At 56.4% G+C, this 22,361-nt stretch carries 16 protein-coding genes; all 16 read left to right on the top strand.

Features of this window, described 5'->3' with window-relative positions:
- Positions 1 to 30 precede the first annotated feature (30 nt).
- The 16 genes from ABIE48_RS25390 (at position 31) to ABIE48_RS25315 (ending at position 22,165) form a co-directional block, all read left to right on the top strand.
- Positions 31 to 1,296, top strand: a complete 1,266-nt coding sequence (locus tag ABIE48_RS25390) for an ABC transporter substrate-binding protein (RefSeq protein ID WP_192716955.1) — start codon at positions 31 to 33, stop codon at positions 1,294 to 1,296.
- Between the two features lie 25 nt (positions 1,297 to 1,321).
- Positions 1,322 to 2,311, top strand: coding sequence for a carbohydrate ABC transporter permease (locus ABIE48_RS25385; protein ID WP_192716954.1), 990 nt, complete (start codon positions 1,322 to 1,324; stop codon positions 2,309 to 2,311).
- Positions 2,308 to 3,120 (top strand): carbohydrate ABC transporter permease, encoded by an 813-nt coding sequence (locus ABIE48_RS25380; protein ID WP_145028972.1) that lies wholly within the window; start codon positions 2,308 to 2,310, stop codon positions 3,118 to 3,120. The genes ABIE48_RS25385 and ABIE48_RS25380 overlap by 4 nt, the downstream gene beginning before the upstream one ends.
- Before the next feature lie 55 nt (positions 3,121 to 3,175).
- Entirely contained in the window at positions 3,176 to 6,325 is a 3,150-nt protein-coding gene (lacZ, locus tag ABIE48_RS25375; protein WP_192716953.1) for a beta-galactosidase, LacZ type, read from the top strand.
- Positions 6,318 to 7,100, top strand: coding sequence for an SDR family NAD(P)-dependent oxidoreductase (locus ABIE48_RS25370; protein WP_192716952.1), 783 nt, complete (start codon positions 6,318 to 6,320; stop codon positions 7,098 to 7,100). Before lacZ ends, ABIE48_RS25370 begins: the two co-directional genes overlap by 8 nt.
- 83 nt (positions 7,101 to 7,183) lie before the next feature.
- Positions 7,184 to 8,623, top strand: coding sequence for an aminomethyl-transferring glycine dehydrogenase subunit GcvPA (gene gcvPA, locus ABIE48_RS25365; protein WP_145028979.1), 1,440 nt, complete (start codon positions 7,184 to 7,186; stop codon positions 8,621 to 8,623).
- Positions 8,620 to 10,191, top strand: coding sequence for an aminomethyl-transferring glycine dehydrogenase subunit GcvPB (gene gcvPB / locus ABIE48_RS25360; RefSeq protein ID WP_145028981.1), 1,572 nt, complete (start codon positions 8,620 to 8,622; stop codon positions 10,189 to 10,191). Before gcvPA ends, gcvPB begins: the two co-directional genes overlap by 4 nt.
- 295 nt (positions 10,192 to 10,486) lie before the next feature.
- Entirely contained in the window at positions 10,487 to 11,683 is a 1,197-nt protein-coding gene (locus ABIE48_RS25355; protein ID WP_116233911.1) for a Gfo/Idh/MocA family protein, read from the top strand.
- A gap of 317 nt (positions 11,684 to 12,000) precedes the next feature.
- Complete coding sequence (locus ABIE48_RS25350) at positions 12,001 to 12,753, top strand: response regulator transcription factor (RefSeq protein ID WP_145028982.1); 753 nt, start codon at positions 12,001 to 12,003, stop codon at positions 12,751 to 12,753.
- The gene (locus ABIE48_RS25345) at positions 12,722 to 14,425 is read left to right on the top strand and encodes a sensor histidine kinase (RefSeq protein ID WP_192716951.1); all 1,704 of its coding nucleotides are present in this window, start codon (positions 12,722 to 12,724) and stop codon (positions 14,423 to 14,425) included. The genes ABIE48_RS25350 and ABIE48_RS25345 overlap by 32 nt, the downstream gene beginning before the upstream one ends.
- Positions 14,426 to 14,561: 136 nt before the next feature.
- Positions 14,562 to 14,870: a Dabb family protein gene (locus ABIE48_RS25340; protein WP_145028986.1), complete on the top strand. Its 309-nt coding sequence runs from the start codon at positions 14,562 to 14,564 to the stop codon at positions 14,868 to 14,870.
- Between the two features lie 270 nt (positions 14,871 to 15,140).
- Positions 15,141 to 16,778 carry an extracellular solute-binding protein gene (locus ABIE48_RS25335; protein WP_192716950.1) on the top strand — a complete coding sequence of 546 codons (1,638 nt, stop codon included), beginning with the start codon at positions 15,141 to 15,143 and terminating at the stop codon, positions 16,776 to 16,778.
- Between the two features lie 121 nt (positions 16,779 to 16,899).
- Positions 16,900 to 17,769, top strand: a complete 870-nt coding sequence (locus ABIE48_RS25330) for an ABC transporter permease (protein ID WP_260869552.1) — start codon at positions 16,900 to 16,902, stop codon at positions 17,767 to 17,769.
- 18 nt (positions 17,770 to 17,787) lie between these two features.
- Positions 17,788 to 18,675, top strand: a complete 888-nt coding sequence (locus ABIE48_RS25325; protein ID WP_076175674.1) for a carbohydrate ABC transporter permease — start codon at positions 17,788 to 17,790, stop codon at positions 18,673 to 18,675.
- Between the two features lie 245 nt (positions 18,676 to 18,920).
- Positions 18,921 to 20,798, top strand: coding sequence for a molecular chaperone HtpG (gene htpG / locus ABIE48_RS25320; RefSeq protein ID WP_192716949.1), 1,878 nt, complete (start codon positions 18,921 to 18,923; stop codon positions 20,796 to 20,798).
- Positions 20,799 to 20,998: 200 nt separating this feature from the next.
- Positions 20,999 to 22,165: a YecA family protein gene (locus ABIE48_RS25315; RefSeq protein ID WP_354519870.1), complete on the top strand. Its 1,167-nt coding sequence runs from the start codon at positions 20,999 to 21,001 to the stop codon at positions 22,163 to 22,165.
- Positions 22,166 to 22,361: the final 196 nt, after the last annotated feature.

The raw sequence follows: 22,361 nt of genomic DNA, 5'->3' as shown, positions 1-22,361 counted from the left end.
GATGCCTCATTCGCGAGAGGAGCTGACAATATGAAAAAACAGGTTTCACTTATCGTTCTGGCAGCGGCGCTGATGATGTCACTGTCGGCCTGCGGCGGCAGCGGGGGCAAGGCCGAAACGGCCGGCCAGGGCGGCGGCTCCGGATCGGAGAAGACGCTGCGCTTTGCCACCTGGGATACGGGGGATGCGCTCAAAATTGAGCAGGACATCGCCAAGAAATTCGAAGAGAGTCATCCGGGCACGAAGGTGCAGGTGGAGGCATACGCGGACGGCTTTGATCAGAAGCTCGCGGCGGGCTTCGGCGCCGCCAATCCGCCTGACGTCATGTACATGTGGGATTTTCCGACGTACCACCAGTCGCTGGAGCCGCTGGACAGCTATGCGGACAAAGACAAGGATTTAAATATTGACGACTTCTACAAGGGCCTCTTCAATTACGGCAAAATCGACGGTACCCTGTACGGCATTCCGGCGGGCTTTACGACGCGGGTGGTGTATTACAACAAGAAGCTGTTTGATGAGGCGGGCGTGCCGTATCCGAAGGACGGCTGGACCTGGCCCGAATTCCAGGAGATGGCCGGAAAGCTGACGGATAAATCCAAGAAGCAGTACGGCTTCGGCGTCCGCGCGGAGAATGACACTTACGATCTGCAGGGGTTCGTATGGAGCAACGGGAGCTCGTTCATTTCTCCTGACGGCAAGACGATTGACGGCTACATGAACAGCAAGGAAACTGCAGAGGCGATCCAGATGTTCGGCGACATGGTGAAGAACGGCTCGGCCGTGCTGACCGGCGGAAAGGGGCAGCAGAGCGGCGACGACATTTTCAAGGCAGGCAAAATCGGCATGTGGGAAAGCGGCATCTGGCCGCTGGAGTCGTTCCGTCAGGCAGGGGTCGATGTAGGCACGGTTGAAATGCCGGCCTTCCCGGGCAAACCGGTCAAAGGCGTACTGGCTGAATCGGCGCTGTCGATCGCGAAGGATTCCAAGCAGAAGGATCTGGCCTGGGAGTTCATCAAGTTCTACGTATCCGATGCGTCAATCAAAATGCGGGTTGCCGACCTTCCGGTGCGTCAAAGCGTCGTGACCGAGCTGAAAAAGGACCAGGATCCGCTCTACAAGCCGTACTATACGATGCTGGAGCGTTCGGACAACACCCCGGCGTTCCTGCTGAATCCGAAGTGGAATGAGGTTAACCGGCAGCTCTCCGCCGCGGTGGAATCGGTCATGCACGGTAGCAATGCCCAGGATGTGCTGAACCAGGCCGTAAAGGACAGCGAGCGCTACATGAAATAATACCTGAAGAAAGAAGGTTTTTGAGATGGCTCAAACCTACCTCCACCCGGCACGGGAACAGTCAGCCGCCCTCAAGGCCTTGAAGAAACGCAGACGGGGTGGGGCTGCCCCCTACCTCTTCATTTTTCCGTGGATATTCGGCTTTCTGGTTTTCACGCTGGGACCGCTGCTGTTTTCGCTCGTCATTTCGTTCTTTGACTGGCCGATCGTCGGCAAAGTGACGTTTATCGGGCTTGGCAACTACGTGGAAATGTTCACCGACGATCCGCTGTTCTGGAAATCGCTGATGGTGACGCTGAAATTTGCCGTGCTGTTCGTGCCGCTGAACATCATTGTCGCCCTCGGGCTTGCGTTGCTGCTCAACCAGAAGGTTCGGGGCAGCGCGATTTTCCGCACGGCGTTCTACCTCCCGTCCGTTATTTCGGGTGTGGCGCTGGCCATGATCTGGTCCTGGGTGTACAGCGGCGATTATGGCATCCTGAACTACTTCCTGTCGATCTTCGGGATTCAGGGGCCGGATTGGCTGAACGACACCAAATGGTCGCTGGTGGCCATGGTCGTCGCCAGCTTATGGGGACAGGGCTCGATGATGCTCATTTTTCTGGCGGGGCTCAAAGGCATCCCGAAGGATCTTTACGAATCGGCCTCCATCGACGGCGCAGGCAAGCTTCGGCAGTTTGTCAGCGTCACGGTTCCGATGATCACCCCGACGATTCTGTTCAACCTGATCACGTCGATTATCGCGGCGTTCCAGCAGCTGACGCTGGCGCTGCTCCTGACGGGCGGGGGGCCGATGAAGGCGACGTATTTTTACGCGATGTACATGTATGAGAACGCATTTAAATATTTCAAAATGGGCTACTCCGCCGCCAACGCCTGGTTCATGTTCCTGATCGTGCTGACGCTGACGTTCCTGGTGTTCAAGTCTTCGGAAGCGTGGGTGTTCTACGAAGGCGAAATGAAGCGCGGACCGCAGAAGAAGCCGAAGCCGGCGAAAGGAGGGAGGGTAGGATGAAAAAGACGCTGAGCTATCTTGCGCTGATCCTCTTGTCCCTGCTCTTTATCGCGCCATTGTTCTGGGCCATTACGACAGCGCTCAAGTCTCCGCAGGAGCTGTACCTGTTTCCTCCCAAATGGATTCCATCCGTCTTCCGATTCAGCAACTTTGCGGATGCCTGGAATATTCAGCCCTTTAACCTGTTTTTGAAAAACACGCTGATCGTCACGTTGCTATCCACCCTCGGCCAGCTGGTATCCTGTACGCTTGTGGCCTACGGCTTCGCCCGGTTCGAATTCAAGGGACGAAACCTGCTGTTTCTGATCGTCCTGGCCACGATGATGATTCCGTGGGAAGTGACGATGATCCCGCAGTATATGGAGTTCAATTATTTGGGGTGGATCAACACGCTCAAGCCGCTGATCGTTCCGTCCTGGTTCGGCTCTGCATACTTTATCTTTTTGCTGCGCCAATTCATCATGACATTACCGCGGGAATTAGATGAAGCTGCTACGATCGATGGGGCCGGCAAGCTTACCGTGCTGATGCGGGTGATCGTGCCTTTGATGGGGCCGTCGCTCATCCTGGTGGCGGTGTTCCAGATGATGAACTGCTGGAACGATTACCTAGGACCGCTCATTTTTCTGAACGATCAGACCAAATACACGCTGACGCTGGGCTTGTCGCAGTTCAAGGGCATGTACGGCGTGGATATGCAGTCGATTATGGCGATCACCTGCCTGATCTCCATTCCGCCGCTTGCCATCTTTTTCTTCGCACAGCGTTATATCGTCGGCGGCATAGCGAGCACGGGCATCAAAGGCTGACGCCTCTACTGCTCAAGTGAGGAGATGCATCCAGAGAGAGAAAGGAAGGGAAAGCATGCACAACACGAACCTGCCCCGGGATTGGGACGATCTTGCCGTGCTGGCAAATAACCGGATGAAAGGCAGAGCCTATTTCATTCCTTATGCGGATGCCGAAGGGGCCTTAAGCGGCGACCGCGGAAGCTCACCTTGGTTCCAATCGCTGAACGGCATTTGGAAGTTTCACTATGCAACCAGGCCGGAGCTGGCGCCGGACGATTTTCGGGAAGAAGCGCTGAACGGCTGGGACTGGGCGGATATTCGGGTGCCGGGTCACTGGCAGCTGCAGGGGTACGGCAGTCCGCATTATACGGACCTGGACTACCCGTTTCCGGTGGATCCGCCCCGGGTACCCAATGACAATCCAACGGGCAGCTACGTCCGGGAATTCGAGCTGCCGCCCTATTGGCAGGGAAGACGGATTACCGTCAAATTCGACGGCGTGGACAGCGCCTTTCATGTGTGGCTGAATGGCCTGCTCGTCGGCTACAGCCAGGGAAGCCGGCTGACTTCGGAGTTTGACCTTACGCCTTATTTGCAGCCGGGGGTCAACCGTCTGGCCGTCCGCGTATATCAGTGGTCGGACGGCAGTTACCTGGAGGACCAGGACATGTGGTGGCTGAGCGGCATCTTCAGGGACGTCTACCTGATCGCTGAGCCCGCCTCGATCCGCGTCGCCGATTACCGGGTGGTTACCGAGCTGGACGCAAAGTTTGAGCAGGGGGTGCTGAACGTTCGGCTCGACCTGGAAGGGGTTGAACCGGAGGGAGGCGTCTCGCTGCGGCTGATGGACCCTGCGGGGCAGGAAGCTGCCTCTGCTAATGAAGCGGTGCCAAACGGCTCCAGTACCTTGGATGTCCGCCTGCCCGTCGCTCATCCGGCTTTGTGGAGCGCAGAACATCCTGCACTGTACCATTTACTGATCATGGTAACGGACGCGCGCGGGAATCAGACCGAGATCATCGCGCAGCGGGTAGGATTCCGGCAGGTGGAAGTGAAGGACGGCAGATTCTTCGTAAATGGCAAGGCGATCCTGCTCAAAGGAGTCAACCGGCACGACCATCACCCGGATACCGGCCGAACCGTGACTTTGTCTACGATGCGGGAAGACATCCTGATGATGAAGCGCCACAATATCAACGCCGTCAGAACGGCCCATTATCCGAACGATCCGCGGTTCTATGAACTTTGTGACGAATACGGGCTGTACGTGATGGAGGAGACGGATCTGGAGACGCACGGGTTTGAGCCGCTCGGGAACATTTCGCGCCTGAGCGACGATCCCGCCTGGACGGAAGCTTATGTCGACCGCGTCCGGCGCATGGTGGAGCGCGACCACAACCATCCTTCCGTCATCTTCTGGTCGCTCGGCAACGAGTCGGGCTTCGGCTGCAACTTCCGCGCCATGTCCGAGTGGTGCAAGGCGAACGATCCGACGCGCCTCGTGCATTACGAAGAAGACCGGGAGGCGGAAGTATGTGACGTCGTCAGCACGATGTATTCCTCCGTCGAGAAGATAGAGGGCTTTGGGAACCTGACGGACCATCCGAAGCCGCATATTCTGTGTGAGTTCGCCCATGCGATGGGCAACGGACCCGGCGGGCTGCGGGCGTATTTCGATACCTTCGAGAAGTTTCCCCGCCTGCAGGGAGGCTTCGTCTGGGAATGGATCGATCACGGCCTGCGCAGACGCACGGCCGACGGGCGTGACGATTACGCCTACGGCGGCGACTACGGCGACGTGCCGAACAACGGAAACTTTTGTCTCGACGGCCTGATCTTCCCCGACCGCACGCCGTCGCCTGGATTGATCGAATATAAAAAAATCATTGAGCCGGTTCGTGTGGAATGGGCGGAAGCAGGCCGCATCCGCATCACGAACAAGTATGACTTTATGACGCTTGAACATCTTCAGGCGGATTACAGCGTGACAGCCGATGGCCGCACCCTGCGCAGCGGTGTGCTGATCCTTCCGGCCGTGGGGCCGGGGGAATCGGCGGAGCTTGCGCTCCCCTTTGTGTGGGACCGTCCTGAAAGCGGTCTGGAAGCCGGGACGGAGCGGTGGCTGAACGTCGGCTTCACGCTGGCGGCCGACTGCAGCTGGGCGGAGCAGGGGCATGAAGTCGCCTGGGCGCAGCTGGCGCTGCCGGCTGTGGCTCCGGAAGAGGCGTCGCACAATCAAGCAGCCGGGTCCGCCGAGGCTGCGAGCCTGCGCCGGGACCTATCCGTTCAGGAACGAGGGCATGCGCTGATTCTGGCAAGCGACCGGCTCCACTTGGAAGCGAGCTGCCTTGAACCCGGCATCACTTCGCTTCGGATGAACGGCAAAGAGCTGATCCGGCGCGGACCGCGGCTGAACTTCTGGCGCGCGCCGATCGACAACGATATGTATGTGCTGGCGGACTGGCGGAAGGCGCACCTGGACCGGCTGACCGAGCGGGTGGACGATTTCCGCTGGGAGCGGCTTGGCGCGGACACGGTCCGGCTGGCCTGGTCCTCGCGGATCGCGCCGCCGGTATACGACTGGGGCTTCCGCTGCGAGACGTCGTACACGGTGACGGCGGACGGGCTTATCATCATGGACGTGGCCGGATCGCCGATCGGCACGCCGCCGTCCATGCTGCCGAAGATCGGGCTGCAGCTGCAGCTCCCGGGGGATTGTGAACGGGTGGCCTGGTACGGCCGCGGTCCCGGGGAGAGCTACTCGGACAGCAAGGAAGCCGGCCGCATTGGCGTGTACCGGAGCACGGTGGTCGGCCTGTTTACACCGTACGTATATCCGCAGGAGAACGGCAACCGCACCGATGTGCGCTGGGTTTCGATGGCGGACAGCTCGGGGCTGGGGCTGCTTGCGTCGGGCTCGCCCGTACTGGAGTTCAGCGCAAGGCGGTACACGGATCAGGATCTGGAGCAGGCGCAGCACATGACAGAGCTCAAGCAGCGCGACTATATTACGCTGAACCTGGACTACCGGCAGAACGGGCTCGGCAGCAACAGCTGCGGTCCGGCGCAGGCGCCGGAGCACGCGGTGAAGCCCGAACCGTTCCGGTTCCGGATGCTGCTGCAGCCGTATATGGCGGAGGACCAGGCGCCGGAGCGGCTGAGCCGGCAGATGGCCTGGGTGGCCGCACGATACCCACTTAAGGAGGAGAACGATGATGCTTAATACACAGGACGTTTTGAACTTGTCTGGAAAAGTGGCGGTCGTAACCGGGGGAGCCTCCGGCATCGGCCTGGCCACCGCCGAGCTTCTGGCGGGCTTCGGCGCTCACGCCGTGCTGATCGATATCAATGAAACGGCCGGGGAGGCGGCGGCCGCAGGCATCCGGGCCGAAGGAGGCTTGGCCACCTTCCGCCGCTGCGACGTCACCTCGGCCGCGGACTGCGAACGGACCGCGGCTGAAATTGCTGCCGATTTGGGAGGCATCCACATTCTGTTCAACAATGCGGGCGTCATCCGCCGCCAAAGCGTGACCGAGCTGGAGGAGCGGGATTGGGACCTGGTACTCAACGTGTCGCTCAAAGGCGTCTATCTCCTCTCGAAGTACGTCATTCCGGTGATGGAGCGGTGCGGCGGAGGCAGCATTATCAATACGGGCTCCGGCTGGGGTCTTAAGGGTGGGGACCGCGCTGCTGCCTACTGCGCCGCCAAGGCTGGCGTCGTAAACCTGACGCGGGCGATGGCGATCGACCACGGGCCGGCGGGCATCCGCGTTAACTGCGTATCGCCCGGCGATACGGATACGCCGCTGCTTCGGGACGAAGCCAAGCAGCTGCAGCAGGACGAGGCGTCGTTCCTCGTCGCCTCCGCCGGGGGACGCCCGCTCGAGAGGCTCGGCACGCCGCGCGATATCGCGAATGCGGTGCTGTTTCTCGCGAGCGACCTGTCCGCCTGGGTCACAGGCAGCGTGCTCGTCGTCGACGGCGGCGGGATCGCCTGAACTTAAGGAGTATCGATTTTTTTGAACCCTATACAACCCATTCATTTGTTTAGTTCATTCTATACAGAACGGAGGCGTTAACTTTGGCAGATCACAGAACGTATGCCCATCCTTATATACCGAATACCGTCCCGGAGGTTCGGGACGCGATGCTGCGGGAAATCGGACTGACGTCCATGGACCAGCTGCATGACGCCATTCCCGATCATCTCAAGCTGAAGCGGGAGATGAACCTTCCGCCGGCCATGAATGAACATGAGCTGCGCCGGCATATCGAAGGCATACTCGCCAAGAACAAGCACGGCGCGGATTACCTGAATTTTCTGGGGGCGGGCTGCTGGCAGCATTTTATTCCGGCGGTCTGCGACGAAATTAACCAGCGCTCCGAATTCGTGACGGCTTATGCCGGCGAGCCTTATGAGGATCACGGCCGCTTCCAGGCGCTGTTTGAGTATCAGAGCCTGCTGGCCGAGCTGGTGGATATGGACGTCGTCAACGTTCCGACTTTTGACTGGGCACAGGCGGCGTCCACCGCGATCCGCATGGCCGGCCGCATCACCGGGCGACGCACCGCCCTGATCCCGCGCTCGGTCGATCCGGATAAGGTCGCCATCATCCGCAATTACTGCACGCCGGTCATGGACATCCGCATGGTGGAGATCGACCCGGCCACCGGGAAAATGGATCTGGCCGATCTGGGATTCAAGCTGGACGGGGACACCGCCGCCGTCTATTTCGAGAATCCCGGGTATCTCGGCATCATTGAGGACCAGGGATCGGACATATCCCGCCTCGCCCATGCCGCTCAGGCATTGTCGATTGTCGGCGTGGACCCGATCTCCCTCGGCGTGCTGGAGCCGCCGGCCCGTTACGGCGCGGACATCGTCTGCGGAGACCTGCAGCCGCTCGGCATGCATATGAACTACGGCGGGGGACAGGCCGGATTTATCGCAACCCGCGACGAAGAGAAATTCGTCATGGAATACCCGTCCCGGCTGTTCGGCATCGTTCCGACGGAAGTGGAGGGCGAGTACGGCTTCGGCGACGTTGCATACGAGCGCACCTCGTTTGCGCTGCGGGAGAAGGGCAAAGAATCCGTCGGCACGCAGACGGCCCTGTGGGGCATTACGGCCGGCGTCTACTTGGCCCTGATGGGACCAAACGGCATGCAGGAGGTGGGCGAAACGATCGTCCAGAAGGCGAAATATGCAGCCCTCCAGCTGTCAGGCATCCCAGGCGTATCCCTGCGCTTTGGCGGCACGCCGTTCTTCAAGGAGTTCGTCGTCGATTTCAACGGTTCGGGACGCACCGTGGCCGACATCAACCGCCGGCTGCTTGACGAAGGGATTTTCGGCGGCAAGGATTTGTCGGCGAGCTATCCCGAGTGGGGGCAGTGCGCCTTGTATTGCGTCACGGAAATTCATACTCAGGCCGACCTGGACCGCCTGGCCGGAGCCGTCCGCACCATCGTGGGCACAGGCTCCGCGGCGGCCGGAGCATCAGGAGAGGAGCAGACGCGATGAAACGGATTGTCAGAGACCGGAAGGTCCGCCAGTTCCACCAAGCCAAATGGGATGAGCCGGTCATCTTTGAACTGCACCGCGCGGGAGAGCGGGGCGTCATCCCGCCGCAGGCCGAACCGGCCGTTGCAGCGGAAGCCGGCGGCGTGCAGGACGCCATTCCGGCGAACATGCGCCGCAGCCAGGCGCCTGCCCTGCCGGAGATCGGCCAGGCCAAGGTGCTTCGCCATTACCTGCGTCTCTCCCAGGAGACGCTGGGCTCGGATTTGAACGTCGAAATCGGGCAGGGCACCTGCACGATGAAATACATCCCGCGGATCAACGAAATGCTGATCCGCAGCCCCCGCATGGCCGAGCTCCATCCGCTCCAGGATGTGAGCTCGGTACAGGGCATGCTGGAAATCTACCACAGTCTGGACCTTGCGATGCGGGAGATTTCCGGTATGGACGCCTTTAGCTTCCAGCCTAGCAGCGGCACCCAGGCGCTGCTGGCCATGGCTTCCATCGTGCGGGCTTACCATGACTCGCGCGGGGAGGGGGAGAAGCGCGACGAGATCATTACGACGATCTTCTCCCATCCGTCCCAGGCGGCGACCGCTGCCGTCAAAGGCTATAAGATCATCACCCTTCATCCGGACGAGGACGGATTCCCGGACCTGGAGAAGCTGAAAGCTGCGGTCTCTGAACGGACCGCTGGTTTCGTTGTGGCGAACCCGGAAGACACCGGCATTTATAACCACCGGATCCGCGAGTTTACGGACGTGGTGCATGCCGCCGGCGGGGTTTGCTACTACGATCAGGCTAATGCCAACGGCCTGCTCGGCATTACCCGCGCGAAGGAAGCGGGCTTTGACATGTGCTTTTTCAACCTGCACAAGACGTTTGCCGCGCCGCATATGTGCGGCGGACCGGCCACCGGCGCGCTCGGCGTGACGGATGCGCTGAAGCCGTTTCTGCCGGGACCGCTGGTGGATCAGGCGGCGGACGGGAGCTATATCCTGCGGGAGCAGGGCGGCAGCAGCATCGGCAAGGTCCGCAGCTTCCACGGCGTCGCCCAGACGGTGCTCCGCGCCTATGCATGGATTCTCAGCCTCGGCGCGGAAGGACTGAAGGATGTCGCGCAGATCGCCGTGCTGAACAATAACTATCTGTACCACAAAATTCTGCAAATCCGCGGGGCAAGCGCGCCATACATCAAGGGCCGACGCCTGGAGCAGGTCCGCTACAGCTGGAAGCAGCTGACCGACGAGACCGGCGTCACGACCGAAGATATTACGCGGCGGATGTGCGACTTCGGCCTGCATTACTGGACGTCCCATCATCCGTACATCGTGCCGCAGCCGTTTACGCTCGAGCCGACCGAATCGTACTCCAAGGAAGATCTTGACGAGTACATCCAGGCGCTGGAGCATATTTCAAATGAAGCGTACACGAATCCCGAGATGGTCCGGACGGCACCTCATGCCAGCACGGTTCACCGCAACGACGAATCGTCCCTGGACGATCCGCGGCAGTGGTGCATTACCTGGCGCGCCTATCTGAAGAAGACCGAACCGTCAGCAGTGAAGTAACCACGAATGAACTTGTGAGACCAAGGCCACAGCCGAACCGATGGCTTTGACCTTTTTTTATGGACTTGGCCCAATTTAGTCTTCTTAGACTTAATGGGGCGGCTGGCCAAGCCGGATCCGGGGGAGGAACAGGACTTCCGGTTCCCTTATGCTCGTTATCCAAAAAACACAAAAAATTTGGAGAAGGAATAACCCTTTTTATAGAGAACTATGCTTGTATAGTCCATAAAACAGCCAAAGATGGACTGCATTGTTCACAGCCAAAACAACCAAATATTTGGAGGAGTGATCGAGGGTGAAGGAGAAGGTGCGTGTTGGAATGATCGGTCTCGGCGCACGCGGCATGGGGCTGCTGAGAGGAATCATCCTGCATATGGAAGATGTCGAGGTTGTCGCGGTTTGCGACCTGTATGAAGACCGCTGCGAGGAGGCGGCTGGATATGTCCAAGAGACAGGAACCGCCAGACCGCTGGTAACGACCAAATATCAGGAAGTTGTGGCCCTGCCGGGGCTGGACGCCGTTGTCATCGGCGCATCCTGGGCGGACCATATTCATATTGCTACGGCATGCATGGAAGCGGGAATCTACGTGGCCAGCGAAGTCGGCGGCGCCTATTCGGTGCAGGAGTGCTGGAAGCTGGTGGAGACGTACGAGCGTACCGGAGTACCCTGCATGATTATGGAAAACTGCTGCTATGGACGCGAAGAACTGATGGTGCTGAACATGGTCAAGCAGGGCGTATTCGGCGACATCGTTCACTGCGCCGGCGGCTACCATCACGATCTGCGCGAAGAAATTGCCTATGGCATCGAAAACCGGCATTACCGCCTGAACAACTATATTCACCGCAACTGTGAAAACTACCCGACGCATGAACTTGGACCGATCGCCCAAATCCTGGGCATTAACCACGGCAACCGGATGGTATCCCTCGTCTCCATGTCCTCCAAGGCCAAAGGCATGCATGAATACGTTGTCCGGGAGAGAGGCGCCGATTCGGCTCTTGCCCAGACCGAGTTTATGCAGGGCGATATCGTCACCACCGTTATCAAGTGCGCCCATGGCGAAACGATCACAATTACGCTCGACACGACGCTGCCCCGCTACTACTCCAGAGGGTTTACGGTCCGGGGCACGAAGGGGATGTATGTGGAGGAGAACCATTCCATTTACATCGACGGACAGCATGACGAGCACCACTTTGACTGGAAAAACCAATGGGGCAACGCCGACTCCTTCCGTGAGCAGTATGAGCATCCGATCTGGAAGAAATTCATCAGCGAGGGCGTGAAGGGCGGCCACGGCGGCATGGACTGGCTGGTCTACTCCGAATTTATCGAATGCGTGAAGAACGGCACGGATACGCCGCTTGATGTGTACGATATGGCCGCCTGGATGAGCATCTCGGCTCTGTCCGAGGAGTCGATTGCGCTCGGCGGTCATCCGGTGGCGATTCCGGATTTCACGAACGGAAAATGGATGAGCCGTTAAACGATAAAGCGATATTTTAAGGATATTTCTCGAAAAAGTGACCTGCAGCCATTTCGGAGAAACTTTCCCGAATGTACAGGTTACGGGCGCTGGCGATAAAGCCGGCGCTCTTTTTTGTCTAACCGGCGGCCATCCTTACCCTACAAGCGAACAATTTATTGAAAGCACTTTCACTTCATATGATATAATGCAATAAAAGCAGACATACCTAATATATCAATCACTTCCATCGTTTGCATCGTTAAAGCGCAGCAGCCGCTTGCCCCTAAGGTCCTTTCCCAGCATATTATTAGTTCATAAGGAGACGAGTCCGTACGATGTTTAATGTTCTTGTAGTAGACGATGAGCATGTTCAACGGGAAGGCATCAAGGATTTGATATCGGAATACCGGTTTCCGTTCCACGTGCTCGAAGCCGACAATGGCCGCGCGGCCGAAACCATTTTGAACCGCCACCCGATCGATATTCTGATTACCGATGTCAAAATGCCGCTGATGAGCGGCCTCGAGCTCGGCAGGCTGGCGAAAAAAACGCAGGACAACCTCAAAATCGTCATCTGCAGCGGATACGACGAATTCGAATACGCGAAAACCGCCATCAAGCTGGGCGTCGTCAACTATCTGCTCAAGCCGCTTGTGACCGAGGAATTTTTGGAGGTGATGGAGGAGATTACCCATATTCGTCCCCATGCCGGCGAGCCGGAGGTGGAATCGGAGGAATCGAAGGTGATCCGCCAGGTGAAGGAGTTCGTGAAGGATCATTTTCAGCGCGATCTGTCTTTGACGGAGGTGGCCAATGAGGTGTATCTGTCCCCGGGATACTTGAGCATTTTGTTCAAGAAAGAAACCGGGATGAACTTTTCCAAATATTTGACCGACCTCCGCCTCCGCAAGGCAGGCCATCTGCTGCTGAACTCCAATATGAAAATTAACGACATCGCGGCGTTTGTCGGCATCGACAACACCTCTTATTTTTGCCGGCTGTTCAAAACCAATTACGGCGTGAGCCCATTACAGTATAGAGAGAGCGGGAATGCCCATGCTTCACTGGATCAAGAGCAGGTTCAATGATATCCGGTTCCGCAACAAGCTGCTGCTGTCCCACCTTTTTATTGCGCTGATACCCATTCTGCTGCTCGGCGTGCTCGCTTTTATCCAATCCTACCGCATCCAAATGAAGGAGCTGAAGAGCGAAGCCGCGGCCAGTCTGGACCAAGTGGCGAACATTCTCGATTATAAAATCAACCGCTACAACACGCTGAGCGAATTTATCGTGCTGAACCGCGACTTTTCGAAATTGTTTACCCGGAACTATGCGGGCAATTATTTCGAGATGTTCCTCGATTTCCGGGATATTATGGACCCGCTCATCTCCAATACGAAAACGATGGACGACAATATCGAGGGCATTACGTTCTATACGTCCGGGGATCTGCTCGGCATCCGCGACAACATTTTGCCGCTCAGCGATTTGAAGCAAAAGCCGTGGTTCGACGGGTACCGGGGCAGGCATTGGGTGGTGGACGGCAGTCATGTCTATCTGGTGCAGGAGCTGATCAGCAATTTAAAGGACAGCAATTACATGGTGATCTCGGTCAATTACGACAGCATTTTCTCGGATATGGACAAGCTGTCGGATCATATTACCGTGCAGATCGAGGGTCCGCAGCACCAGCCGATCTTCCGTGAACAGAAGGCGGACCCGCCCGCGCAAGGGGCGACTCGGCTCGACCGGACGCTGAAAAGCAACGGATGGACGATCCATTATTACCTCTCCAATGCGAATGCGTATGTCAACGCGCTGACGTTTTTCAAAATCACCCTGCTCGTCATTGGATTAAGCCTGCTCGTTGCCTTTTTCCTGATCTATATCGTGTCGAACAACTTCACGAGGCGGATCATTCATCTCAAAAACAAGGTGGACAAGGTGGAGCAGAACAACCTGGACGTGGTTATCCAGAGCTCTTCCCGGGATGAGTTCGGGGAACTGACGAACGGTATCGGCAGGATGCTGGGGCGCATCAACAGTCTGATTCACCAGGTGTACCAGGCGGAAATCGCCAGGCAGCAGAGCGAGTACCAGCGATTGATCAATCAGATCAATCCCCACTTTCTGTACAACACGCTGTCTTTTATACACTGGCGGGCCAAAAAGAAGCGTGACCTGGAAACCGGGTACATGGTATCGACGCTGGCCAAGTTCTACCGGACGACCCTGAACGGGGGCAGGGATATGGCGACGGTCACGAACGAAATCGAGCATATCCGGGCGTATCTGGACCTGCAGCTCGTCATGAATGACGGGGACTTTGACGTGGAGTTTCAAGTGGATGAAGATACGGCGGATTTGAAAATCATTCACTTCGTGCTGCAGCCGATCGTGGAGAACGCAATCAAGCACGGATTCACCCATCCGGAGGCTGAGGAAACTCCGCGGATCGTCATTGCGTCGCGCCGGCAGGAGGGCATCCTGACGCTGAGCGTAACGGATAACGGCGTCGGTATGACCCCTGTCCAGGCCGCCAAGCTGCTGTCGGCAGAGAACGGGGGAACCGGCGTGAAGAACGTCAACGACCGGATGAGGCTGTATTACGGGCCGCCGTACGGCCTAGCCATCGACAGCGCCCCCGGGGTGGGCACGACGGTCACCCTGACGTTTCCTGCGGAGCCGAACGGACATGGCGCCGAAGGGGCTAATCGAGAGCGCGGCTGCCGGTCCTTAGAGGGCGTAGATCAGCGGTAGCGAATGGGGCGTGTATCCGCTTCGAAGCGCCATTGGCCGGCAGGCAATCCAGTTTTTTAGCGCACAGAAGGAAGAGCCGGCTTCCGTATGGAAAGAAGGTAAAGAAGGAAAGAACGCATGAGGAGGAAGAAACCATATGTTTGAACATTTGGTCTCATTTAAATTTAACCGCATTCTTGAACCAGAGCTGGAGCAGGAGCTCCTTAGACTGCTGCGGGGGCTGAAAGATCAGATTCCCGGCATCGTTGACCTCACGGCCGGCGTCAATGAAACGGAGGAAACGGAAAACATCCACGGGTTCAGCATCGGGCTTCGCGTGACTTTCAAGGACCGCGAATCGCTGCAGGCCTATGGGCCGCATCCGGCGCATCAGACATTTGTCCGCAGGCTCGATGGCTTGATCGAGCAGGTCGTGGTGGTGGACTATCCCGTTCAACAAGGCTGAGCATCCATAATCGGTGAGGCCGTGTGAAGCCGGCAGTCGTGCAGCCTACTGGCATATACCGTGATATTCCTATTATTGCTCAACGTCTGGTAGCTGCCGCCAGAGCCAAAGAGCGTTCCTTCGGGGCGCTCTTTTTGTGTGTCGAATCCGCTTGCGGGGCATTCATGAAAAAAGTGACACAGAACGGAAAAATGTGATATATACGATTTTTTTGCAACCGCATACAATTTTACTTGTACAAGGAATCGACAAGAGAGGGGTTCAAAAGGGATGAACAAGCGAAAAATATCGTCGCTGCTGGCCGTCACGTGCATAACGGCGCTTATCGTCAGCGGATGCGGCGGCGGAAGCGGTAAGGCGGAGGACAAGGCTGTCAGCGAGAAGGACTACGAGCCGTACAGCAAGTACGAATCCCCGGTGGAGTTTACCATCGGACGCAATACGAGCCATACGAACAATCTGCCGAAGGGCGATTCGATTGAGAACAACATGGCGACCCGATATGTCGAGAGCAAGGTAAACGTAAAGGCCAAGGTGGCCTGGGAGACCGACGATATGGACCAGAAGCTGTCCCTGTCGATGACGACCGGCGATCTGCCGGACGTGATGCTGGTCAGCCGCACGATTTTCAACCAGCTCGTGGACAATGACCTCATTGAAGATATGACCGAGGTATATGAAAAAACCGCCTCCGAGGGCGTCAAAAACATTTACTCTTCTTACGGGGATCTGCTTCTCGACCAAGTGAAAGTGGACGGCAAAATTATGGGCCTGCCGATGACGAATATCGGCAACCAGCATCAGCTGCTGTGGATCCGTAAGGATTGGCTGGACAAGGTCGGCGGCAAGCTGCCGCAATCGGTGGACGATGTGTGGAACCTGGCCAGAATCTTTGTGGAGAAGGACGTCTCCGGAACCGGCAAGACGATCGGGTTCGGGATGAATCAGGATGCGATGAATTTTTCGCCGATTTTTGCGGCCTATAACGCGTTCCCGGGTCAGTGGATCAAGAAGGACGGCAAGGTCGTGTACGGCTCCGTGCAGCCTGAAATGAAAGAGGCGCTCGCCGATTTGGCCAAGCATTACAAGGAAGGGCTGATCGACAAGCAGTTTGCGGTCCGCTCGGATGAAGAGAAGGAAGCGCTGGTCATCAACGGCCAGGCCGGCATGCTCTTTAACCCATGGTGGATCGGATACACGAACTATAAGGATTCCATCAAGCAGGATCCGAAGGCCGAATGGGTAGCGGTATCCGCACCTGTAGATGAGAACGGCAAATTTAAAACGATCCGGCAGGACCCGGTCGGCGGAGGCATTGTTGTCGTGCGCAAAGGTTACCCTCATCCGGAGGCGATTATGAAATCGATCAACCTGACGACGGACTTCCTGTACTCGCTGACGGACGACGCGATTCAGTACAAGAAGGAGCATGCCAGCGAAGGGCTGACCGACCACAGCCGCTGGAACAACGAGCCGACGCAAATCCCGATGCAGGTGGACTATGACGATGTGCTCAAGCGTTATTACGACGACATCATGAAGGCTGACAAAGCAGGCAGCGCCGACGGAATCCAGGAAGACCGGGTCGTATCTTACGAAGCGTACCAGGAGTTCAAGCAGAAGGGGAACGCGGTTGATGCCAATACGTACGGCGAATATCTGTCCCGGGTCGAAGGGCAGCGGGAGGCGAACAATCCGAACCTCGAGGTGATCCCGGCCGGTTTCTACGGCACGACGGAAGCCATGAAGCTGAAATGGGCCAACCTGCAGAAGATGGAGCAGGAAATGATGCTGAAGATCATCATGGGACAAGCCGGCATTGAAGCTTTTGATCAATTCGTATCGACCTGGAAAAAGACCGGCGGCGATGAGATCACGCAGGAAGTGGAAGAGATGAGCAGCAGGTAAGTCCCAGTCAATACATCCTGGATAAATGGAAGTGATAAGCATGTCTTCGCTGGAAGCAAGTCTCAATACGGAACGGCAGGTTTCGGGACGGATACGGAAGAAACGGAAAGCCTTTCATGAAATGACGTATCACTTCATGCTGCTGCCGGGCATGGTGCTGCTGTTCATTTTTTCCATCGTCCCGATGTTCGGCATCGTGATGGCCTTTCAGAAGTTCATTCCGGCCAAAGGCATTTTCGGCTCCAAATGGGCCGGGCTGACCAATTTCACGTATATGTTTCAGCTCCCGGACGCGAGGCAAATTTTCGTCAATACGCTGGTTATCGCGGTCGGAAAAATCATACTGGGTCTGATCGTGCCAATCGTGTTTGCGCTGCTGCTGAATGAAGTCCGCCTGAAGGTGTTCAAAAGCACCGTGCAGACGATCGTGTATCTTCCCCACTTCATGTCCTGGGTCGTGCTCGGCACGATGATGACGATGATTTTCTCTTACGACGGTATGGTGAACAACGTTCTGCAGCTGTTTGGGATGGACAGAACGATGTTTCTGGCCAGCAACACCTGGTTCAGGCCGCTGCTGATCGTGACCGACACCTGGAAGGAGTTCGGCTACGGAACGATCGTCTATTTGGCCGCCCTGACGGGCATCAATCCTTCGCTGTACGAATCGGCCGCTCTTGACGGGGCAAGCCGGTGGAAGCAGACGCTGAACATTACGCTGCCCGGAATTTTGCCGACGATCATCCTGCTTGGCACGCTGAGCCTGGGGAATGTGCTGAATGCCGGCTTCGATCAGGTATTCAATATGTACAATCCGCTGGTGTATCAGACCGGAGACATCATCGACACGTTCGTGTACCGGATGGGTCTGATCCAGATGCAGTATTCGTTTGCCACTGCGGTCGGCTTGATGAAATCGGTCATCAGCTTTGTGCTGATCGTCGTATCCTACAAGCTGGCTTCCAAATACGCCGGTTACCGGATTTTCTAGAAAGGGGCGCTGATTTGCATGATACAATCGAGAACGTTCGGGGCGCAGGCTTCCCGCTTCCTGATCATCCTGGTGCTGGTGCTGATCGCCTGCCTGTCCCTGGCCCCGATCATCAATACGATCATGGTGTCGGTGAGCAGCAGCACGGCGGTCAACGCGGGGAAGGTGTATTTTCTCCCGGTAGATATCAACTTCTCCTCTTATGTTAAAATTTTGGACGACGAGAAGTTTTGGAGGGCTTTCCTGGTGTCGGTGGAACGGGTTGCCTTGGGCGGAGCGATCAACATGTTGCTGACGGTTCTGATGGCGTACCCGTTATCGAGAACGGCATCGCAGTTCCGGGCACGCAACGTCTATATGTGGATTATCGTGTTCACGATGCTGTTCAGCGGCGGCATTGTTCCCTGGTACATGGTCATCAGCAAGCTGGGATTGATCAACTCGATCTGGGCGCTCGTGCTGCCCGGCGCGGTACCGGTCTTCAATGTCATCCTGCTGATGAACTTTTTCAAAGGGATTCCGAAGGAAATGGAGGAGGCGGCCTTTATCGACGGGGCGGGTCCGCTGAAAATTTTGTGGCATATCTTCATCCCGGTGTCCCTGCCCAGCTTGGCGACGATCACTTTATTTGTCATCGTGGGCCACTGGAACAACTTCTTCGACGGGATCGTGCTGATCAACGACAGTCATAAGATCCCGCTGCAAACGTATTTGCAGCAGCTGAATTTGACCCGGGACCAAATGCAGAATCTGTCAGTTGAGCAGCTGCAGCAGTACAACAAGATCTCTAACACCACGCTCAACTCGGCCAAAATTCTCGTGTCCATGATCCCGATCCTGCTGATCTATCCGTTCCTGCAGCGGTATCTCATTCACGGCATCGTGCTGGGGTCGGTCAAGGAATAACGGATCCCGATAGGCAAAACATGACAGCGACAATGAAGGACGGGGCTGACCGCGCAAGCTTTGTAAAAGGCTGCGGGGGCAGCCCTGTTCGGCGTTTGCCGGGAATGTCGGAGGGGACACGAAAGGGGTGCGGATAACCAATTGTTGACTTCAAAAATGAACTTATGTTATATAAAAATAAGAATAATTAGCACTCATTATGTTTGAGTGCTAAGATACTATGTTCGTTGAGGGGAGTATGCTAGATGGCCATGAAAGAGTTTAAAGCCGAGTCGAAACGACTGCTTGAAATGATGATCAACTCCATTTATACGCAGCGGGAGATCTTTTTGCGCGAACTCATCTCCAACGCCAGCGACGCTATCGATAAAATCTATTATAAAGCGCTAACAGACGACCAGCTGGTTTTCAATAAAGACGATTATTACATCCGGATCACGCCGGATAAAGAAGCCAGAACGCTGACGATTTCCGATACGGGCATCGGGATGACGCAGGAGGAGCTGGAGAACAATCTGGGCGTCATCGCGAAGAGCGGGTCGCTGGCCTTCAAGAACGAGAACGAAGCCAAGGACGGCCACAACATTATCGGCCAGTTCGGGGTCGGCTTCTATTCGGCCTTCATGGTGGCGGACCGGGTGACGGTCATCACCAAGGCGCTTGGCTCCGATACGGCGTACAAGTGGGAGTCTGCGGGAGCGGACGGATATACGATCGAGCCTGCGGCGAAGGATACCGTGGGTACGGAAATTACTTTGAAAATCAAAGAAAACACGGAAGAAGACAATTACGATGAGTTTCTGGAGGATTACCGCCTCCGGACGATCATCAAGAAGTACTCGGATTTCATCCGGTACCCGATCAAGATGGACGTCACCGGACATCGGCCGAAAGAGGGCGCGGACGGCGAATTCGAGGAGTACAGCGAAGAGCAGACCGTGAACAGCATGGTTCCGATCTGGCGCAAGAACAAGGGCGAGCTGACCGATGAGGACTACGTCAACTTTTACAACGAGAAGCGCTACGGGTTTGACAAGCCGCTGACGCATGTGCACATCAAGGCGGACGGCGCCGTTGTGTACAACGCGATCCTGTTCATTCCGGAGCACACCCCGTTCGATTATTATACGAAGGAATACGAGAAGGGGCTTGAGCTTTACTCGAACGGCGTCCTTATTATGGAAAAATGCGGCGACCTGCTCCCGGATTACTTCAGCTTCGTCAAAGGGATGGTCGATTCCGAAGACCTGTCGCTGAACATTTCCCGAGAAATGCTGCAGCATGACCGTCAGCTGACGCTGATCGCGAAAAATATCAAAAGCAAGATCAAGAGCCAGCTGCAGACGCTTCTCAAGGATGAGCGCGAGAAATACGAGAAGTTCTACGAGGCGTTCGGCAGACAGCTGAAGTTCGGCGTGTACAACAACTACGGCGCGGATAAGGACGTGCTGCAGGATCTGCTGCTGTTCACCTCTTCCAAGGAAAAGAAGCTGGTGACGCTGGACGAATACGTATCCGGTATGCCGGAAGATCAGAAATATATTTACTATGCCGCCGGCGAATCGGTGGAGCGGCTTGAGAAGCTGCCGCAGACGGAAATGGTGGCCGATAAGGGCTACGAAATTTTGTATTTCACCGACGATATTGACGAATTTGCCATCAAGATGCTGATGAAGTACAAGGACAAGGAATTCAAGTCGGTATCAAGCGGCGATCTCGGTATCGAGACGGAAGCGGACAAGAAGGATGAAGCGGCGGAGACGGAGAGCAAGGAGCTCTTCGAGGAGATGAAGAACATTCTCTCCGGCAAGGTGAAGAACGTCAAGGCTTCCAAACGGCTGAAGTCCCACCCGGTCTGCCTGTCCACGGAAGGCGACCTGTCGATCGAAATGGAGAAGGTGCTCAAAGCGATGCCGAGCGGCCAGGACATCCAGGCCGACAAGGTGCTGGAGATCAACATTCACCACGAGGTGTTCCAGTCCCTGAAGGATGCTTATGACAAGGACCGGGAGAAGCTGGGCCTGTACACGAACCTGCTGTACAACCAGGCGCTGCTGATCGAAGGGCTGCCGATCCAGGATCCGGTCGAATTTACGAACGATATTTGCAAAATTATGGTGTAAGCCAAGCTCCTCCCGACCTGCGGCAGAATGCCTGACAGGGGGTACAACCCGGCCTGCCGGAGTTTTGACCTCCGGGCCGGGTTCCTTTTTTTGCCGGAGGGCGGGCTGCGAAGTCAACATCGTGTATAATGGTAGAAGGGCGCAGGGTGATGCCTTAACCGGTCATGCTGCGCATGCTTAATAACGAAGAAGAGGTGTACATGTTGGAAGACCCTACGTTACAACTGGAACAAACAAACATACAGCACGCCATCATCGGCGAACCCATGACCAGCTTGTCCGAGATTTTGCTGAGCCTGACCAAGACGAGGCTGTCCGCGCTGGCTTCCGTCCACAGCATCACAGGTCGTTCCAAGATGAAGAAAGAAGAGCTTGCCGAAGCGCTGTCGGATTACGTCACGAATACGGAGCATTTGTCGTCCATGCTGCTCCAGATGGATGGTGCCGAATGGAGCCTGTTTGAGACGCTCCTTCAGGAGTCTTCCGTTCAAGATAATACGATTCCATACGGGGATTATGCCTTTTTGCTGGATCGCGGGCTCGTATTCAGCTTTTTCTCGGAAGGTCAGCTGCACCTGATCATGCCGGAAGAAATAAGGGACGCCATCCGCAAGGCTGATCTGCCTGCTTTGAAACAGCAGCACGGCCAGCACCAGCTGGCTTATCAATATATTGTTGCCGCATCCCATTTGTACGGAGCGGTTAAGGTGGACGAGCTTCTTGAGATCTACAACGCCCAGAATGAACAGGCGCTGAGAGCGAAGGAGCTTCTGAATGAAGTGAACGAGGCGATCGGCCGGGGCGAGAACCTGCTCCTTCACGGCGGATACATCGTGAACAGCTATCTGCTCCACGACATGGACGAGCAGAAGATCAACGACTGGATCGCGAAGGTCGAAGGGAAACCGTATTATGTTCCCGAGCAAGAGGAGCTGCTCCGGTATGCGGACGAGACGTATTTTGAAATGACGCCGCAGCTGTCCGCGCTGCAGCAGTATGTGCTGCGGGAGCTGTGCAAGGACCAGGAGACGGTGGAATACCTGATCGACGATCTCCAGCTGGCGTGCGCCAAGGGTTCGTCGATTCAGGATCTGATCTACGAATTCGAGAGCCGCAAAATCAATTTCAAAAACCCGCTTCAGGCCCAGCAGACGATTCAGCTGCTGACCGAAGTCTATAACCATACCCGGATGTGGGCCAATAACGGCCACACCTTGGTGGAGCTTCAGGCCATTGCCGACGGCGTTAAGCCGGAGCTGGTGAAGCTGGTGAACATTTCCGCAGCGGATACCGTGCCGAAGGTGGGACGCAACGAGCCGTGCCCTTGCGGCAGCGGGCTGAAGTACAAGAAGTGCCACGGAAAATAAATGCTTATCGCTCTATTTATCCTATATAGATCATCACCTATAAGGGCGGCAGTCCGGACATGAACGTCATGTCCCGGGCTGCCGTTTTTGCGGTTCCCTCTTTTCATATGATCCAGCACCTATGGATTGATTCCGAACAGTCCCATCCGATAGAATAAAATGAATACAGAAAGCGCTTACCCCATGCTGAAAAAAA

Source organism: Paenibacillus sp. OAE614 (genome assembly GCF_040546645.1).
Lineage (GTDB): Bacteria > Bacillota > Bacilli > Paenibacillales > Paenibacillaceae > Paenibacillus_AQ > Paenibacillus_AQ favisporus.
The sequence above is the reverse complement of the archived record's forward strand: the minus strand, read 5'-3'. Positions and strand labels throughout refer to the sequence as shown.

What these genes read in the sequence shown, in the direction of transcription:
- ABIE48_RS25335 (WP_192716950.1), top strand. Translation starts at nt 15,141, where the DNA reads ATGAACAAGCGAAAAATATCGTCGCTGCTGGCCGTCACGTGCATAACG.
- ABIE48_RS25315 (WP_354519870.1), top strand. Translation starts at nt 20,999, where the DNA reads ATGTTGGAAGACCCTACGTTACAACTGGAACAAACAAACATACAGCAC.
- ABIE48_RS25325 (WP_076175674.1), top strand. Translation starts at nt 17,788, where the DNA reads ATGATACAATCGAGAACGTTCGGGGCGCAGGCTTCCCGCTTCCTGATC.
- ABIE48_RS25345 (WP_192716951.1), top strand. Translation starts at nt 12,722, where the DNA reads ATGCTTCACTGGATCAAGAGCAGGTTCAATGATATCCGGTTCCGCAAC.
- ABIE48_RS25380 (WP_145028972.1), top strand. Translation starts at nt 2,308, where the DNA reads ATGAAAAAGACGCTGAGCTATCTTGCGCTGATCCTCTTGTCCCTGCTC.
- gcvPB (WP_145028981.1), top strand. Translation starts at nt 8,620, where the DNA reads ATGAAACGGATTGTCAGAGACCGGAAGGTCCGCCAGTTCCACCAAGCC.
- ABIE48_RS25370 (WP_192716952.1), top strand. Translation starts at nt 6,318, where the DNA reads ATGCTTAATACACAGGACGTTTTGAACTTGTCTGGAAAAGTGGCGGTC.
- ABIE48_RS25340 (WP_145028986.1), top strand. Translation starts at nt 14,562, where the DNA reads ATGTTTGAACATTTGGTCTCATTTAAATTTAACCGCATTCTTGAACCA.
- ABIE48_RS25350 (WP_145028982.1), top strand. Translation starts at nt 12,001, where the DNA reads ATGTTTAATGTTCTTGTAGTAGACGATGAGCATGTTCAACGGGAAGGC.
- ABIE48_RS25330 (WP_260869552.1), top strand. Translation starts at nt 16,900, where the DNA reads ATGACGTATCACTTCATGCTGCTGCCGGGCATGGTGCTGCTGTTCATT.
- htpG (WP_192716949.1), top strand. Translation starts at nt 18,921, where the DNA reads ATGGCCATGAAAGAGTTTAAAGCCGAGTCGAAACGACTGCTTGAAATG.
- ABIE48_RS25385 (WP_192716954.1), top strand. Translation starts at nt 1,322, where the DNA reads ATGGCTCAAACCTACCTCCACCCGGCACGGGAACAGTCAGCCGCCCTC.
- ABIE48_RS25390 (WP_192716955.1), top strand. Translation starts at nt 31, where the DNA reads ATGAAAAAACAGGTTTCACTTATCGTTCTGGCAGCGGCGCTGATGATG.
- lacZ (WP_192716953.1), top strand. Translation starts at nt 3,176, where the DNA reads ATGCACAACACGAACCTGCCCCGGGATTGGGACGATCTTGCCGTGCTG.